Origin of the sequence: Azospirillum sp. A23, from assembly GCF_042938965.1 — a bacterium.
Taxonomy (GTDB): domain Bacteria; phylum Pseudomonadota; class Alphaproteobacteria; order Azospirillales; family Azospirillaceae; genus Azospirillum; species Azospirillum melinis.
Map to the genome: position 1 here is coordinate 1,435,173 of NZ_CP170667.1, position 14,780 is coordinate 1,449,952.

At 67.0% G+C, this 14,780-nt stretch carries 17 protein-coding genes; 9 read left to right on the plus strand and 8 right to left on the minus strand.

Translation table 11 applies throughout. The annotated features are described in order from the left end of the window. Window positions 1-3: 3 nt before the first annotated feature. The 4 genes from ABNQ40_RS24160 (at window position 4) to lexA (ending at window position 3,172) form a co-directional block, all read left to right on the plus strand. Complete coding sequence (locus ABNQ40_RS24160; protein ID WP_109051720.1) at window positions 4-513, plus strand: GNAT family N-acetyltransferase; 510 nt, start codon at window positions 4-6, stop codon at window positions 511-513. Beyond that, window positions 510-1,001, plus strand: a complete 492-nt coding sequence (moaC, locus tag ABNQ40_RS24165) for a cyclic pyranopterin monophosphate synthase MoaC (RefSeq protein ID WP_109051719.1) — start codon at window positions 510-512, stop codon at window positions 999-1,001. Before ABNQ40_RS24160 ends, moaC begins: the two co-directional genes overlap by 4 nt. A 4-nt stretch (window positions 1,002-1,005) precedes the next feature. Then, a complete protein-coding gene (glp, locus tag ABNQ40_RS24170; RefSeq protein WP_109051718.1) occupies window positions 1,006-2,235 on the plus strand; it encodes a gephyrin-like molybdotransferase Glp in 1,230 nt (409 codons plus the stop codon). 211 nt (window positions 2,236-2,446) lie between these two features. Continuing rightward, the gene (gene lexA / locus ABNQ40_RS24175) at window positions 2,447-3,172 is read left to right on the plus strand and encodes a transcriptional repressor LexA (protein WP_109051717.1); all 726 of its coding nucleotides are present in this window, start codon (window positions 2,447-2,449) and stop codon (window positions 3,170-3,172) included. Window positions 3,173-3,245: 73 nt separating this feature from the next. On the opposite strand, the gene ABNQ40_RS24180 is transcribed toward lexA, so the two are convergent. Beyond that, window positions 3,246-5,399, minus strand: coding sequence for a ComEC/Rec2 family competence protein (locus ABNQ40_RS24180; RefSeq protein WP_109051716.1), 2,154 nt, complete (start codon window positions 5,397-5,399; stop codon window positions 3,246-3,248). 156 nt (window positions 5,400-5,555) lie between these two features. Between ABNQ40_RS24180 and gltX the strand changes: the two genes are divergently transcribed. The 3 genes from gltX (at window position 5,556) to ABNQ40_RS24195 (ending at window position 8,572) form a co-directional block, all read left to right on the plus strand. Next, window positions 5,556-6,962, plus strand: a complete 1,407-nt coding sequence (gltX, locus tag ABNQ40_RS24185; protein ID WP_109051715.1) for a glutamate--tRNA ligase — start codon at window positions 5,556-5,558, stop codon at window positions 6,960-6,962. A gap of 100 nt (window positions 6,963-7,062) precedes the next feature. Further along, on the plus strand, window positions 7,063-8,376 hold the full coding sequence (gene gltA / locus ABNQ40_RS24190) for a citrate synthase (protein WP_376959136.1): 1,314 nt from the start codon (window positions 7,063-7,065) through the stop codon (window positions 8,374-8,376). A 22-nt stretch (window positions 8,377-8,398) separates the two neighbouring features. After that, window positions 8,399-8,572: a hypothetical protein gene (locus ABNQ40_RS24195; protein ID WP_158285584.1), complete on the plus strand. Its 174-nt coding sequence runs from the start codon at window positions 8,399-8,401 to the stop codon at window positions 8,570-8,572. Between the two features lie 9 nt (window positions 8,573-8,581). Here ABNQ40_RS24195 and ABNQ40_RS24200 read toward each other — a convergent pair whose 3' ends face one another. Next, window positions 8,582-8,980 (minus strand): rhodanese-like domain-containing protein, encoded by a 399-nt coding sequence (locus tag ABNQ40_RS24200; protein ID WP_109049988.1) that lies wholly within the window; start codon window positions 8,978-8,980, stop codon window positions 8,582-8,584. A 100-nt stretch (window positions 8,981-9,080) separates the two neighbouring features. On the opposite strand from ABNQ40_RS24200, the gene ABNQ40_RS24205 reads away from it, so the two are divergent. Together ABNQ40_RS24205 and ABNQ40_RS24210 are read left to right on the plus strand one after the other, a co-directional pair. Further along, window positions 9,081-9,812 carry a DJ-1/PfpI family protein gene (locus ABNQ40_RS24205; RefSeq protein WP_348982904.1) on the plus strand — a complete coding sequence of 244 codons (732 nt, stop codon included), beginning with the start codon at window positions 9,081-9,083 and terminating at the stop codon, window positions 9,810-9,812. Further along, window positions 9,809-10,114 carry a helix-turn-helix domain-containing protein gene (locus tag ABNQ40_RS24210; RefSeq protein WP_348982905.1) on the plus strand — a complete coding sequence of 102 codons (306 nt, stop codon included), beginning with the start codon at window positions 9,809-9,811 and terminating at the stop codon, window positions 10,112-10,114. Before ABNQ40_RS24205 ends, ABNQ40_RS24210 begins: the two co-directional genes overlap by 4 nt. Before the next feature lie 12 nt (window positions 10,115-10,126). On the opposite strand, the gene gloA is transcribed toward ABNQ40_RS24210, so the two are convergent. From gloA to ABNQ40_RS24240, 6 genes are all read right to left on the minus strand, one after another. Beyond that, window positions 10,127-10,522 carry a lactoylglutathione lyase gene (gloA, locus tag ABNQ40_RS24215; protein ID WP_098739969.1) on the minus strand — a complete coding sequence of 132 codons (396 nt, stop codon included), beginning with the start codon at window positions 10,520-10,522 and terminating at the stop codon, window positions 10,127-10,129. Then, on the minus strand, window positions 10,519-11,751 hold the full coding sequence (gene lpxB, locus ABNQ40_RS24220; protein WP_109049989.1) for a lipid-A-disaccharide synthase: 1,233 nt from the start codon (window positions 11,749-11,751) through the stop codon (window positions 10,519-10,521). Before lpxB ends, gloA begins: the two co-directional genes overlap by 4 nt. An 11-nt stretch (window positions 11,752-11,762) precedes the next feature. Beyond that, entirely contained in the window at window positions 11,763-12,620 is an 858-nt protein-coding gene (locus ABNQ40_RS24225; RefSeq protein WP_109049990.1) for an LpxI family protein, read from the minus strand. Between the two features lie 12 nt (window positions 12,621-12,632). Continuing rightward, window positions 12,633-13,427 (minus strand): acyl-ACP--UDP-N-acetylglucosamine O-acyltransferase, encoded by a 795-nt coding sequence (lpxA, locus tag ABNQ40_RS24230; RefSeq protein ID WP_109049991.1) that lies wholly within the window; start codon window positions 13,425-13,427, stop codon window positions 12,633-12,635. Further along, window positions 13,424-13,906 (minus strand): 3-hydroxyacyl-ACP dehydratase FabZ, encoded by a 483-nt coding sequence (gene fabZ / locus ABNQ40_RS24235; protein ID WP_109049992.1) that lies wholly within the window; start codon window positions 13,904-13,906, stop codon window positions 13,424-13,426. Before fabZ ends, lpxA begins: the two co-directional genes overlap by 4 nt. 229 nt (window positions 13,907-14,135) lie before the next feature. After that, window positions 14,136-14,780 (minus strand): OmpH family outer membrane protein, encoded by a 645-nt coding sequence (locus tag ABNQ40_RS24240; protein ID WP_109049993.1) that lies wholly within the window; start codon window positions 14,778-14,780, stop codon window positions 14,136-14,138.

The following is a 14,780-nucleotide window of genomic DNA, read 5'->3' on the forward strand; positions in this document are numbered from 1 at the left end:
GCGATGACCGATGTGGTGGCCGATACGGGAGCAGAAGCGAGAGCCGATGTGCTGATCGCTGCGGAGAGCCCGCGCCAGGATGCCGTGATCGCGCTGGTGGCGGCGCTCGACCGCTATCTGCTGGATCTCTACCCGGCGGATACCTGCCACCTGCTCGACATCGGCGAACTGGAGGCGCCGGACCTGCGCTTCCTCGTCGCCCGCAAGGACGGCGTTGCGGTCGGCTGCGCGGCGCTCCGCGTCGATCCGACCGGTTACGGCGAGATCAAGCGGATGTATGTCGATCCCGCTGCCCGTGGACAGCGCATCGGCGACCGTCTGCTCGCCCGGCTGGAGGAACTGGCACAGGCGGAGGGCTTGAACGCCCTGCTGCTCGAATCGGGCATCCATCAGCCCGAGGCGCTGGCGCTCTACCGCAAGGCCGGATTCACCGACCGCGGCCCCTATGCCTGCTACCAAGACAATGGCGTCAGCGTCTTCATGGAAAAGCTTTTGACGGAGACCGTGCGATGACCGGCTTCACCCATTTCGACGCCGAGGGCAAGGCGGTGATGGTCGACGTCTCCGACAAGGCGGACACCGAACGCACCGCGACAGCCGCGGCGACCGTGCTGATGCAGCCGGAAACCCTGGCGCTCATCATGCAGGGCGGGGTGAAGAAGGGCGACGTGCTGTCGGTCGCCCGGCTGGCCGGCATCATGGGGGCCAAGCGCACGCCCGACCTGATCCCGCTGTGCCACCCGCTGATGCTGACCTCGGTCAAGGTCGACCTGTCCTGCGATCCCGCCCGCAACGCGGTGGACGTGACGGCGACCTGCAAGCTGAAGGGCCAGACCGGCGTGGAGATGGAGGCGCTGACCGCCGTCACCGTCGCAGCATTGACCGTCTACGACATGTGCAAGGCGGTGGACCGCGGCATGACCGTCACCGACGTGCGTCTGTTGCACAAGGCCGGCGGCAAGAGCGGCAAGTGGGGCGCGTCCTCCTCCACCGGAGCCTGACGCCATGATCTCCGTCGCCGAGGCGCGTGCCCGCATCCTGTCGGCCTTCACCGCCCTCCCGGCGGAGACCGTCGCCCTGCCCGACGCTCTCGGCCGTGTGCTGGCCGAACCGGTGGTCGCCCGGCTGACCCAGCCGCCCTTCAACGCCGCCGCCATGGATGGCTGGGCCCTGCGTGCCGCCGACATCGCCGCCGCGACCGCCGAGGCCCCCGTCCCGCTGCGCCGCATCGGCGAATCCGCCGCCGGCCACGCCTTCACCGGCAGCGTCGGCGCGGGTGAGGCGGTGCGCATCTTCACCGGCGCTCCCCTGCCCGATGGTGCCGACGCCGTGGTGATGCAGGAGGATTGCAGCGTCGACGAGGCCACCGTGCGGATCGGCCGCGCCGTGGCCGCCGGCCGCTTCGTCCGCGAGGCTGGCTTCGACTTCACGGCCGGTCAGGAGCTTCTGCCGAAGGGACGGCGCCTGACCGCGCGCGACATCGCGCTGGCCGCCGGCGGCAACGTGCCGTGGCTGTCGGTCCACCGCCGGCCGCGCATCGCCGTCCTCGCCACCGGCGATGAGATCGCCCTGCCCGGCGACCCGCTGGGTCCGAGCCAGATCGTCAGCACCAATGCGCTCGGCCTCTGCGCCCTGGTGACCGCCCAGGGCGGGCTCGCCCATAATCTTGGCGTCGCCAAGGACACGCCGGAAAGTGTGGCGGCCCTGGCGAAGGGAGCCGCCGGCTGCGACCTGCTGGTCACCACCGGCGGGGCGGCGCATGGCGATTACGACCTCGTGCGCGATGTGCTGGCCGAACGCGGCGTGGCGCTGGAGGTGCAGACGGTGGCGATGCGTCCGGGCAAGGCACTGATGTTCGGCCGTGCCGGGTCGGTGCCGCTGCTTGGCCTGCCCGGCAACCCGGTGTCCACCGGCGTCACGGCGCTCCTGTTCCTCCGCCCGATCCTGCGCGTGCTGCAGGGCCTGCCGCCGGAGGACGACCGCGTGCCGCTGCGCGCCCGCCTGACCGGCGCGCTGAGGGCCAACGACCGGCGCGAGGAATATCTGCGCGCCACCCTCGCCGCCGGCCCGGACGGTGTCCTGACCGTCACGCCCTTCGCCCGGCAGGACAGCGCCATCACCACCCTGTACGCCCAGGCCGATTGCCTGATCCCCCGCCCGCCCAATGCCGACCCGGAGCCGGCCGGCGCCATGGTGACCGTGCTTCCTTTGACGGATGGGGTGCTCAGCATTTAGACTTGAACAGAGCGCCAGGACATGGCGCTTGGACGAAGACTGGAACAGGTGAACATCACCCGGAAAACTGTTTCACAGCGTTCCAAATGTTCCACACAAGTTCTAAAAGAAGCCGATGGGGGGCTTGACGCGCAGCAGGAACCAAACTAGAACATGGAGCAACGTTTAGTTTTTGTTCCATCTTCAGTCTGGCCGAGGCCGGGAGGCATCCATGCTCACGCGCAAGCAGCACGAATTGCTGCTGTTCATCCACGAACGGCTTGGCCAGGGCGGTGTCTCGCCGTCGTTCGACGAGATGAAGGACGCCCTGGGCCTGAAGTCCAAGTCGGGTATCCATCGCCTGATCACCGGGCTCGAGGAGCGCGGGTTCATCCGCCGCCTGCCCCACCGGGCCCGTGCGCTGGAGGTTCTGCGCCTTCCCGAGGGTCTCGACGCCTCCCGCAACCGGACCGCGGCTGCCAAGCCGAAGTTCCAGCCCAACGTCATCAAGGGCGATTTCGCCTTCGCCGGCCGCGATACCGCTCCACCCGCCCCGACCCCGGCCGCCGCGAACGAGACGGTCCAGCTCCCGCTCTATGGCCGGATCGCCGCCGGAACGCCCATCGAGGCTCTGCGCGACAACAGCGCCTTCGTCGACGTCCCCGCTTCCATGCTGACCGGTGGCGACCATTACGCCCTGGAGGTTTCCGGCGACTCGATGATCGAGGCCGGCATCCTCGATCACGACACCATCGTCATCCAGCGCTGCGATGCGGCGGAGAACGGCACGATTGTCGTCGCTTTGGTGGACGAGGGCGAAGTGACACTGAAGCGCCTGCGCCGCAAGGGCAACACCATCGCCCTGGAACCCGCCAACGCCGCCTATGAGACCCGCATCTTCGGTGCCGACCGCGTCCGCGTACAGGGCAAGCTGGTCGGTCTCGTGCGCAAGTACTGAGCTTTTCCTGCCCGACCGCCGATCCTCTCCTCCGTCCCCGCGGCGGATGGGATCGGTGAGGTCCAAGCTCCTCTCACTTTCCTCCGGTCCAGGGCCGATCTCCCCGCAGCCCGCGCACCGTCTCCACCGTCACCCCCTCGGCGGTCACCGTCAGCGCATGCGCGCCTTCATGGCGCAGGGTCCAGCGGTCCACCACCAGGTCCGCCCGGCAGCGCCGCGCCACCTCGGCCGTCACCACCGCATCGACCGCCCCGCAGTCTTCGTCCAGCGCATCCGGCAGCCGCGGCAAAGCCACCGTCTTTCCCCGTACCCGGTACAGGCAGCCAAGCGCGTCGCAATCCAGCGAGCGCCCTCCCCCGCTCCATCCCCCGTCGGCCGGCCAGGCATCGGCCACCGACCGCTCGCCATCGCGCTCCCGCCAGGTTTCGGTCATCCGCCCGCCGCCCTTGACCGACGCGCTGAGCCGCCCATCCGGCAGCCTGACCGCCATCACCGTCCCGTCGCCGGCCACCAGCACATCCGGCCGCACCGCCAGCATCGGCGAGGCCAGCCCCGCCAGGACCGGCAGCATTCCCAGCCAACGCCACCACCGCGTCCACAGGCACAGCCAGATCCCTCCCATCACCAGCAGGGCGAACCCGTCCGCCGGCATCGCCCGCACGGTCAGCGAGGCCCAGGGGAGACGGCCGAAGAACTCCGCCGTCCAGATCACCGCCCGGTCGCCCCAGTTCATGGCGATCAGCGCCGGCGCCTCCAGTCCGAAGGGCAGCAGCGCGTAGGCGATCAGGCTCCACGGCATGACCCAGAAGGACGTGATGGGAATGGCGATCAGGTTCGACAGCACGCCATAGAAGGCGATCTGCTGGAAATGGAAGAGCGAAAAGGGCAAGGTCGCCAGCGTCGCCACCACGCTGGTCAGCAGAATCCCGCCGACATAGAACAACCCGCGCACGATCCATCCCGCATCGCGCCGCCATTCCGCCAGCCTGACGCTGCCCTTCTCGAAAGCGGCGATCAGCGCCACCACAGCGGCGAAGGACATCTGGAAGCTCGGCCCCAGCATGCCCTCCGGGTCCATCGCCATGGTGACCAGCCCGGCGAAGGCGACCAGCCGCATGCTCAGCGGGTGGCGGTCCAGCATGATCGCCCCCATCACCATGCCGGTCATCAGCACCGACCGCACCGTCGGCAGCGGCGCCCCGACCAGCAGCGTGTAGGCGAGCGCCGACAGGATGCCGAACAGGGCCGCGATCTTCTTGATCGGCCAGCGCAGCGCGATATAGGGCACCGCCGCCAGCAACGCCCGCACGACATAGAACAGGATGCCGGCGGCGATGCCGACATGAAGGCCGGAGATCGACAGCAGATGCGCCAGCCCGCTGTTGCGGAAGTCGTCCATCGTCGCTTCCGGGATGCCGAACTCCTCGCCGTTCAGCAGCGCCGTGGTGACGCTCGCCTCCACCGGATCGCCGATGGCAACCACCACCCGCTCGGCAATCGCGCCGCGCGCCTTCTCGAAGGCGACGGCGACCGTGCTCCACCCCGTCACCGGCGGCGCCTCGACCAGTTCCGGCGCACCGGTGGCAAAGCCCGTACCGCCCAGCCCCATGAACCAGGCCCGCCGCTGGAAGTCGAAGGCACCGGGTTCGGCCGGCGCCTGCGGCGGCAGCAGCGTCGCCCGCAGCCGCACCACCGATCCGGGCGCCGGTGCCGGGAAGCGGTCCGACAGGCGGACGCGCACGGCGGCCGGCGTCCGTTCCGGCGCCAGCTTGCCGATGCTCACGTCCCGCAGGGTGATCCGTGTCGCGCCCGGCCGCCGCTCCACCGCCATCACCCGGCCGGTGACGGTCGCACCGGCGATGCTGCGGCTCAGCACCGGTGCCGCCATGCGGATGGTGTGCGCCTGCGCCACCAGGAACCCCGCCGCCAGCATCAAGAGCGCCATCGCCACGCCGGCCATGGCGAACCATCGCCGCAGCGCCAGCACCAGCACCGTGCAGCCGCCGACCGCCGCCGCGCCGATCCACCAGTCGGGCTCCTGCCGCAGCCCGAAATAGAACGACACACCGGCCCCAAAAGCGACGGGCAGCCACAGCACCCAGCGCTCACCCTCCGCCTCCGCGAGCGCCACGAGTCGCCCGCCGATGCGCGCCAGCAGTCGCCGCCAACGTCCGCCGAGTGTCGCGGGACCGTCGGTTTCCTCCTCCGGCCAGCCGGCGGCCGTCACCGGTAACGGATTCCAGGCGCAGCGATGCCATCTGCGAGCCCCTCAACGACCGTCCATGCGCGCATCGCATTGCCTCCAAGCCAGGTGGCTGTGTTAAACCACGGTGTCGAACCACCGGCGCATCATACCAGCGCCGAACCGGAAATTGAGAGACCGATGACCGTCGTCACCCGCTTCGCTCCGTCGCCGACCGGCTTTCTGCACATCGGCGGTGGCCGCACCGCCCTGTTCAACTGGCTGTACGCCCGCAACACCGGTGGCAAGTTCCTGCTGCGGATCGAAGACACCGACCGGCAACGGTCCACCGACGCGGCGGTGGACGCCATCATCGACGGGCTGAAGTGGCTGGGTCTGGATTGGGACGGCGACGTCGTCAGCCAGTTCGAGCGCAAGGACCGCCATGCCGAGGTCGCGTACCAGATGCTGGCCGCCGGCAAGGCCTATCGCTGCTATTGCAGCCCGGAAGAGCTGGAAGAGATGCGCGCCGCCCAGAAGGCCGCCGGCCAGCCGATGCGCTACGATGGCCGCTGGCGTGACCGTCCCGAGTCCGATGCCCCTCCGGGCGTGGCACCGGTGATCCGGCTGAAGGCGCCGCAGGAAGGCCAGACCGTCCTGAACGACCTCGTTCAGGGCGAGGTGACGGTGCAGAACGCCCAGCTCGACGACCTGATCCTGCTGCGCGCCGACGGCACGCCGACCTATCTGCTGGCGGTGGTGGTGGACGACCACGACATGGGCGTCACCCACGTCATCCGCGGCGACGACCATCTGACCAACACCTTCCGCCAGATCCAGATCTTCAACTCCATGGGCTGGGACCTGCCGCGTTTCGGCCATATCCCGCTCATCCACGGGCCGGACGGCGCCAAGCTGTCCAAGCGCCATGGCGCGCTTGGCGTCGATGCCTACCGCGACATGGGCTATCTGCCGGAGGCGGTCCGCAACTATCTGCTGCGGCTCGGCTGGTCGCATGGCGACGACGAGATCATCTCGACCGAGCAGTCGATCGAGTGGTTCAACCTGGAGAGCATCGGCCGGTCGGCGTCGCGTTTCGACTTCGCCAAGCTGGAGAATCTGAACGCCCATTACATGCGCCTGGCCGACGATTCCCGCCTGATCGGCCTGATCGCTCCGCGGTTGGAAACCGATCTCGGCCGCAGCCTGTCCGAGGCGGAACGCGACCTTCTGACGCGGGCGATGAACGGGCTGAAGCAGCGCGCCCGCACCGTCGTCGATCTGGCTCAGAGCGCACGCTTCTACGTTGCGCCGCAGCCGCTCAGCTATGACGAAAAAGCAACCGCTCTGCTGGATGAAAAGGGCCGCAACCTGTTGAAGGAGCTGGCGGCCGCCTTCGCCGCCGAGCCGGAGTTCACCGCCGCCGCGCTCGAAGCCCAGGTCCGCGCCTTCGCCGAGGCACGGGGCGAAAAGCTGGGCAAGGTGGCGCAGCCGCTGCGCGCCGCGCTGACCGGGTCGACGGTGTCGCCGCCGATCTTCGAGGTGGCCGAACTGCTGGGTCGGGAAGCGACGCTTTCTCGCATCCGCGATGCAGCGGGTGCAGCATAATGGTCATTTCCGTGCGTTGCCATCGGGCAGCCATGGAACTATGCTGCGCCGACGAAAAAAGGGCACCAAGCCCGACCCTCAACGATAAGGACGTGCCGAGATGACCCAGACTGAGGACGGCAAGGACACCGTTACCCTCATCGACAATAAGACGGGCAAGCAGGTCACGATGCCGATCATGCACGGCAGCGTCGGGCCGAGCGTGATCGACATCCGCAAGCTCTACGCCGAGACCGGCTATTTCACCTACGATCCGGGCTTCACCTCCACGGGCAGCTGCGAATCGGGCATCACCTACATCGACGGCGACGAGGGTGTGCTGCTGCACCGCGGCTACGCCATCGATGAGCTGGCCGAGCATTCGACCTTCCCGGAAGTCTGCTTCCTCCTGCTCAACAACCACCTGCCGACCGCGGCCGAGCGCACGGAGTTCGAGAACATCCTGCGCCGCCACTCGATGGTGCACGAGCAGCTGACCAAGTTCTACAGCGGCTTCCGCCGTGACGCCCACCCGATGGCGATCATGTGCGGCGTCGTCGGCGCCCTGTCGGCCTTCTACCACGACTCGCTGGACATCAACGATCCGACCGCGCGCAAGATCGCCGCGCATCGCCTGATCGCCAAGATGCCGACGATCGCGGCGATGGCCTACAAGTACTCGACCGGCCAGCCCTTCATGTATCCGCGCAACGACCTGTCCTACGCGGAGAACTTCCTCTACATGACCTTCGGCACGCCCTGCGAGCCGTTCAAGGTCAACCCGATCCTGTCCAAGGCGATGGACAAGATCTTCATCCTGCATGCCGACCACGAGCAGAACGCCTCGACCTCCACCGTCCGTCTGGCCGGTTCGTCGGGCGCCAACCCGTTCGCCTGCATCGCCGCCGGCATCGCCTCGCTGTGGGGTCCGGCCCACGGCGGTGCGAACGAAGCCGTTCTGAAGATGCTGGAGGAAATCGGCTCGGTGGATCGCATCCCCGAGTTCGTCCGCCGCGCCAAGGACAAGAACGACAACTTCCGCCTGATGGGCTTCGGCCACCGGGTCTACAAGAACTACGACCCGCGCGCCCAGGTCATGCGCCAGACCTGCCACGAGGTTCTCGGCGAGCTCGGCATCAAGGACGAGCCGCTGCTGGACATCGCGATGGAGCTGGAGAAGATCGCCCTGTCGGACGAGTACTTCATCGAGAAGAAGCTCTATCCGAACGTCGATTTCTATTCGGGCATCATCCTGAAGGCGATGGGCTTCCCGACCAGCATGTTCACCGTGCTGTTCGCGCTGGCCCGCACCGTCGGCTGGATCAGCCAGTGGAAGGAGATGATCGAGGACCCAGTGCAGAAGATCGGCCGTCCGCGTCAGCTCTACACCGGCGATGTCAAGCGGCCGTTCGTGCCGCTGGCCGAGCGTGGCTAACCGGCCCACAGCCCATATCGGAATGGGCGGCTCCAACGGAGCCGCCCAGGACCCGACTGCGTACATCGTTCCGGCCCGGCGGGTGCGTCTGCGCCCGCCGGCCAACGACAACCGGGCGCCGCTTGGCTGGCGCGTCCGCCGGTTGGTCGTCTATCTGCTGATCCTGGCGCTGATCGCCGGGATCGTCTTCGTCTGAGGCAGTCCGTCAGCCGTCGCTTTCCAGCGCGAAGCCTTCGTCGATCCAGCCGGTCACGCCACCGATCATCAGTTTGACCGGCCGCCCGATCCGCGCCAGACGCAGAGCCGCGCGATCCGCCCCGTTGCAATGGGGACCGGCGCAATAGACCACGAACAGCGTTCCCTCCGGCCACTCGGCCATCCGACACTCCGTGATCTTGCCATGCGGCAGGTTCAAGGCGCCCGGCACATGGCCACGCGCATAAGCTGCCGGCCCGCGGACATCGAGCAGGACGAAATCCGGCACACCGGACTTCGATGAGTCGTGAACATCCCAGCAATCGGTCTCCAGGGACAGGCGCCTGGCAAAGTGCGCCTCCGCCTGTTCGGAAGGAGCAGCGGGAATTTCGGTGACGAGACTGGCCATGTTGTCCTCTTCGCAATCGCCCGATGAATGATGAGGACCCAATCATCCCTGTGGCGGCTTCGGCTGGAAAGTGGCGCGATTGCCAGCTATCGTACAGGTCATGCCAAATGCCCTTTCCCCGCTGGCGGTCGCACTCGCCTATGATGGTCTCTGCACCTTCGAGTTCGGTGTCGCCGTCGAGGTGTTCGGCCTGCCCCGTCCGGAGTTGGGACCGGACTGGTATCGCTTCGCCGTTGCGGCACTCGACGACGGCCCGTTGCGGGCAATGGGAGGCATCCGCGTCGAGGCGGATGGTGGTCTCGGCCTTCTCGACCAAGCCGACATCATCGTCATTCCCGGATGGCGCGGCGCAATGGAGCCGGTTCCCACTGCATTGACTGCCGCCCTTCGACAGGCGAACTCCAGGGGCGCCCGCATCCTGTCGATCTGCTCCGGAGCCTTCGTTCTTGCCGCCTCCGGTCTGCTGAACGGCCGCCGGGCGACCACTCACTGGCGATATGCCGCAACGCTTGCGGACCTCTATCCCGACATCCGGGTGGTGCCCGATGTGCTGTATGTGGATGAAGGCAACATCCTGACCTCCGCCGGCAGCGCGGCCGGCATCGACCTCTGCCTGCATCTGGTCCGTCGCGATTTCGGCCCGGAGGCGGCGAACAGCGTCGCCCGCCGTCTGGTGGTGCAGCCCCACCGCGAAGGCGGTCAGGCTCAGTTCATCGAAACGCCGGTGCCGATAGCCCGCGAGGGGGCGCGTCTGGCCCCCTGCTCGACCATCTGCGGGAGACGCTGGCGGAGACCCACAGCCTCTCGAGCATGGCGTCACGGGCGGGCATGAGCCTGCGGACCTTCCTGCGCCGTTTTCAGGCGATGACCGGCACCACCCCCGGCGACTGGCTACTGACCGAACGTCTGGCCCGGGCCCGCGAGGTGCTGGAATGCAGCAGCCTGCCGGTGGAGGAGGTGGCGACCTTGACCGGCTTCGGTTCCGCCGCCACCCTGCGCCACCATTTCCGGCAAAGGCTGGGGCTCAGTCCGGCGAGTTACCGGACGCGCTTCCGCCGGCTTCCTGTCGATGATCCCGCCGCGTCGAAAAAGGGCGCGGCCGTCGCCGACCACGCCCTTTCCAGAAAACGGTAATGTACTGAACGGTCACTTCCGCTCGATCAGCTCGACCTTATAGCCGTCCGGATCCTCGATGAAGGCAATCACCGTGGTGCCGTGCTTCATCGGGCCGGGCGGGCGCGGGATCTTCACGCCTTCGGCCGCCAGCTTCTCGCAGGTGCCGTAGATGTCCGGTACGCCCAGCGCGATGTGGCCATAGGCGGTACCGATCTCGTACGGCTCCTTCTGATCCCAGTTGTGAGTCAATTCCAGAACGGCAGTGTCGGACTCTTCGCCATAGCCGACGAAGGCGAGGGTGAAACGACCGCCTTCAAAATCATTTCGGCGCAACAGCTTCATGCCGAGCAGGCGGGTGTAGAAGTCCAGCGACTTCTCCAGATCCAACACGCGCAGCATCGTGTGCAACAGACGGAATTCGCTCATGGTCTCTGTTCTCCCGTTCGGGGTTTGCCCTCTTGGGGCCTGATCGAGCGGTGCTCTGCGACAACGTCCAGAATGGCGCGCGCGGCCCGTTCGCTCGGCGGGATATCTCCCTGCCCCAGCCAGCGGGCAACCTCGGCGACGCCATCGATCTGCACCTGACGCGCCTCCGGATCGTCGAGCAGGCGCCCCAGTTCGGCCGCCAGTTTATCGGGTCGGCAGTCCTGTTGCAGCAGTTCCGGAACCAGCATGCGGTCGAGCATCAGGTTGACGAGGTTCACATACTTGACCCGGATCAGCCGCCGATAGAGCGCGACCGTCACCGGGTTGAGCCTATAGGCGATGACTGTCGGCAGCCGGGCAAGCGCCAACTCCAACGCCACGGTACCCGAGGCGGCGAGTGCCACCTCCGCTGCGGCGAAGGCGTCGTATTTCTCGGTGTCCCCTTCGACCAGAAGGGTTCGGACCGGCCAGTCGGCAATGGCAACAGCGACACGGTCACGCACCGTCGCCACAGTCGGCACCACCGCCACCAGATCGGGATGGGACGGACGTAGCAGGTCCAGCGTCGCGCGGAAATCCGGCAGCAGACGCGACACTTCGCCCTTTCGGCTGCCTGGAAGCACGGCCACGACACGGTCGGTCGCGGCAATCCCATGGCGTTGGCGGAATCCCGGCCCATCTCCCCTGCCCGCCCGACCCTCGACAACCGAATGGCCGACAAAGGTGCAAGCCAGCCCCTCCTTCTCAAAATAGGGTGGCTCGAACGGAAGCACCGCAAGAAGGTGATCGTAGATGGCCGCATACTTCGCCGCACGCTTGGGCTTCCATGCCCAGACCGTCGGAGCCACATAATGGATCAACGGAATTGCCGGATCGGCCGCACGCAGCTTTTTCGCAACGCGCACCGTGAATCCGGGCGAATCGATGCCGACCACCGCGTCGGGACGCATGCGCAGGATTTCAGCCACCGTCTGGTCGATGCGGCGAATCAGGTTCGGCAGATGCGGCAGCAGCTCGAAAATACCGAACAGCGTCAGTTCCGCCATCGGGAAGAGGCTGACCAGCCCCTCCGCCGTCATCCGCTCACCGCCGATACCGACGAAGCGAACCTTGCCGCCGGTCAGCCGCTTCGCCGCCGCCATCAGCCGCGCGCCAAGCGCATCGCCGGACGGTTCGCCAGCGATCAGGAACAGCGTCGGTGCATCGTCAGTCACATCGGCGACAACCATATGACCGGCAGTCATTGCGGGATCTCGATGCCGACGACGAACAGGCCGAGACGGTCTGCCGCCTCGGCCACCGCGGCACGGTCGACCAGCAGGCTGCCGCCGGCTTCGACCGCAATGCCACGCAGCCCCGAGGCCGCAGCCCGCTCCACGGTGGTGACCCCCATGGTGGGCAGGTCAATGCGGCGGTCCTGCTTGGGTTTCTTCACCTTGACCAACACGCCGCCAAGGCCCGGCCGGATCAATCCAGCGCAGCGGCCAAGCATAGCGTCGGTCCCTTCGATCGCCTCGACCGCCAGGACGAAGCCTTGCTGAACGACGGCACCCTGCCCGACATCAAGCGCGCCAAGGGCCCGGGCAACCTCGACCCCGCGGGCAATGTCCCGCTCCGCGTCGGCATCGGGCATCAGCCGGCCCACTGGCCCTGCGACGGTCAGCAGATCCTTCAGCAGTTCGTGCAAACCGACCACACGGAACCCGTCCTCCTCGACCTCGCGCACGACGGCCCGCAGCAGGCCGTCATCGCCCAAAGCGCGTGTCCCGACGCGGGCGAGAAAGCGCGCGGTGCGCCAATCCGGCATCAACTCGGTGAAGGACGGCCGCCTGACGGGTCCGGCGAGCACGACCTCCCCGACGCCTTCCTCGTGAAGGCGGCGCAGGATCGTGCCGGCAGCGCCGAAACGACTCCACAGATGCGGAAGTCCCGCAACCGTTTGCGGATCGGTATGACCGTCGAAGGCGACAATGAAGACATCGCGACCCTGCCCACGCACCGCCTCGGCGATGCGGGCGGGCAGCGTACCGCCACCGGCCAGGATCGCCAGCTTGGGTCCTGCCGCCGGCGATCCTTTACTTTGCGTAGTATCGGCCATCGGCCGGTTGCCTCAGCTCTCGCGCGGCTGGCAGAGAGACCGGGCTTCCTTGGCCCGGATGAAGGACAGAACGTCCGAAATCAGCGCCCGCTCGCCGAAGTCACGGCCGACCCCGTCGACCCGTTCGGCGAAGGTGCCTTCCGGACCGAACAGCATGCGATAGGCGGCGCGCAATGCGTGGATGTCGTCCTTCTTGAAGCCACGACGCTCCAGCCCCACCAGGTTCAGGCCGGCCAGCCGTGCCCGGTCGCCCATCACGAGACCGAAGGGAATCACGTCATTCTCGACGCCCGACATGCCGCCGATCATGGCATGGGAGCCGATGCGCACGAATTGGCGCACCGCCGACAACCCGCCGATGATGACATAGTCGCCCAGCGTGACGTGGCCGCCCAGGGTGGCGTTGTTGGCCATAATGACATGGTCGCCGACGACGCAGTCATGGGCCACATGCGAACCCATCATGAACAGCCCGTCATCGCCGACGCGGGTGAGCATGCCGCCGCCCTCGGTGCCGGGGTTCATCGTCACATGCTCGCGAATCTGATTGCGGGCACCGATGACAAGCTCCGACGGCTCGCCATGGAATTTCAGATCCTGCGGGCGATGGCCGATGGACGCAAAGGGGTAGATGACGGTGTCTGCGCCGATGCTGGTGCGCCCATCGACCGCCACATGCGACACCAGCCGAACGCCATCGCCCAGCGTGACGTCGGGACCGACGACGCAGAAGGGGCCGATGTCGACCCCTTCCCCCAGCTTGGCCGCGGGATCGACGATGGCGGACGGATGGATGGTGACGGTCATTTTTCGTCCAGAATCATGGCGGAATAGACGGCTTCAGCGACGAGGACGCCGTTGACCTTGGCCTCGCCTTTGAACTTCCACACGTTGGCACGCTGGCGCTGCTTGGTGACGTGGATGTGGATGGTGTCGCCAGGGGTGACGGGACGGCGGAAACGCGCCTCGTCGACGGTCATGAAATAGACCAGCTTGCCTTCGGCATCCGGACCCAGCGTGGCCACCACCAGAACGGCCGATGTCTGGGCCATCGCCTCGATGATCAGGACACCGGGCATCACGGGGCGAGACGGGAAGTGCCCCTGGAAGAAGGGCTCGTTGATCGTGACGTTCTTGACGCCGGTGGCGCCTTCGCCCAGCGTCACATCGATCACCCGGTCGATCATCAGGATCGGGTAGCGATGCGGAATCATCTTCATGATCCGCATGACGTCGATGTCGTCGATCTTGTTGCTTTGTGCGCTGTTGTCCGCCGTCACGTCCATTGCCCGGCCGCCCGCCTTTCCACCAACCGATAGGGTTCAGTATTCCCCGTTTCAGGGAACGGGCACCGCCGCCCCGATGGGGAGCACCGGCGCCTTCCTGTTTGCACCGCCTTCTTGCCCCATTTCCGCGGCGACCGCAACGCCGAACCCGGAAGAGGACCGAAACCGGAAACAGAACGGGGCCGCCGCCGTCCCGACTGGGATGGCAGCGGCCCCGGTCAGATTTTCATCACTGCTTCGGAACGTTCAGCGCAACCTGCGGCAGCTTCTTGTTCACCCGCTCCATCACCACATCGGTGACATCGAGCTGGGTGTCAACCAGAACGAACTGCTGGCGGGCCAGAACGAGGTTGGCACCCCGCTCACGGGAAATGTCCGCGACCACTTCGACCATCGTCTTGTGCACGACAGCCATCGCCTCGTTCAGGCTGGTCTCCAGGGCGCGTTTGCGGGTCTGCACCGTCTTCTGGACGTCGGCGACCTGCTTTTCGAAGTCGCGGCGCTTGGTGGCGAGCGCTTCCGGCGACAGAACGGTCTGCTGCTTGCGCAGTTCGTCCTCGTTCTTGCGGAGCTTGTCCTCCAGCGTGGAGATTTCCTTCTGGTAGGAGTCGCGCAGCGATTCGAAGGACTTGGTGATGCCCTTCGACGCGCTCGACTCCTGCATGATCTTCTGCACGTCGATCACGGCGATGACCGGAGCCTTCAGCTCCGCACCCGGCGCCGGCACGTCGGTCTTGGGCGCTTCCGCCTTGGGGGCATCGGCCTTGGGCGCCGACTGGGCCTGAACAGCACCTGCGGTAAGAACGAGACCGGCAGCCGTGACGGCCGACAGAAGGGCGACGCGAAGCCGCGTCTTGAACAGCGTGGATTGCAT

Coding starts and splice junctions, on each gene's coding strand:
- ABNQ40_RS24160 (WP_109051720.1), top strand. CDS start 4: ATGACCGATGTGGTGGCCGATACGGGAGCAGAAGCGAGAGCCGATGTG.
- moaC (WP_109051719.1), top strand. CDS start 510: ATGACCGGCTTCACCCATTTCGACGCCGAGGGCAAGGCGGTGATGGTC.
- glp (WP_109051718.1), top strand. CDS start 1,006: ATGATCTCCGTCGCCGAGGCGCGTGCCCGCATCCTGTCGGCCTTCACC.
- lexA (WP_109051717.1), top strand. CDS start 2,447: ATGCTCACGCGCAAGCAGCACGAATTGCTGCTGTTCATCCACGAACGG.
- gltX (WP_109051715.1), top strand. CDS start 5,556: ATGACCGTCGTCACCCGCTTCGCTCCGTCGCCGACCGGCTTTCTGCAC.
- gltA (WP_376959136.1), top strand. CDS start 7,063: ATGACCCAGACTGAGGACGGCAAGGACACCGTTACCCTCATCGACAAT.
- ABNQ40_RS24195 (WP_158285584.1), top strand. CDS start 8,399: ATGGGCGGCTCCAACGGAGCCGCCCAGGACCCGACTGCGTACATCGTT.
- ABNQ40_RS24200 (WP_109049988.1), bottom strand. CDS start 8,980: ATGGCCAGTCTCGTCACCGAAATTCCCGCTGCTCCTTCCGAACAGGCG.
- ABNQ40_RS24205 (WP_348982904.1), top strand. CDS start 9,081: ATGCCAAATGCCCTTTCCCCGCTGGCGGTCGCACTCGCCTATGATGGT.
- ABNQ40_RS24210 (WP_348982905.1), top strand. CDS start 9,809: ATGAGCCTGCGGACCTTCCTGCGCCGTTTTCAGGCGATGACCGGCACC.
- gloA (WP_098739969.1), bottom strand. CDS start 10,522: ATGAGCGAATTCCGTCTGTTGCACACGATGCTGCGCGTGTTGGATCTG.
- lpxB (WP_109049989.1), bottom strand. CDS start 11,751: ATGGTTGTCGCCGATGTGACTGACGATGCACCGACGCTGTTCCTGATC.
- ABNQ40_RS24225 (WP_109049990.1), bottom strand. CDS start 12,620: ATGGCCGATACTACGCAAAGTAAAGGATCGCCGGCGGCAGGACCCAAG.
- lpxA (WP_109049991.1), bottom strand. CDS start 13,427: ATGACCGTCACCATCCATCCGTCCGCCATCGTCGATCCCGCGGCCAAG.
- fabZ (WP_109049992.1), bottom strand. CDS start 13,906: ATGGACGTGACGGCGGACAACAGCGCACAAAGCAACAAGATCGACGAC.
- ABNQ40_RS24240 (WP_109049993.1), bottom strand. CDS start 14,780: ATGCAATCCACGCTGTTCAAGACGCGGCTTCGCGTCGCCCTTCTGTCG.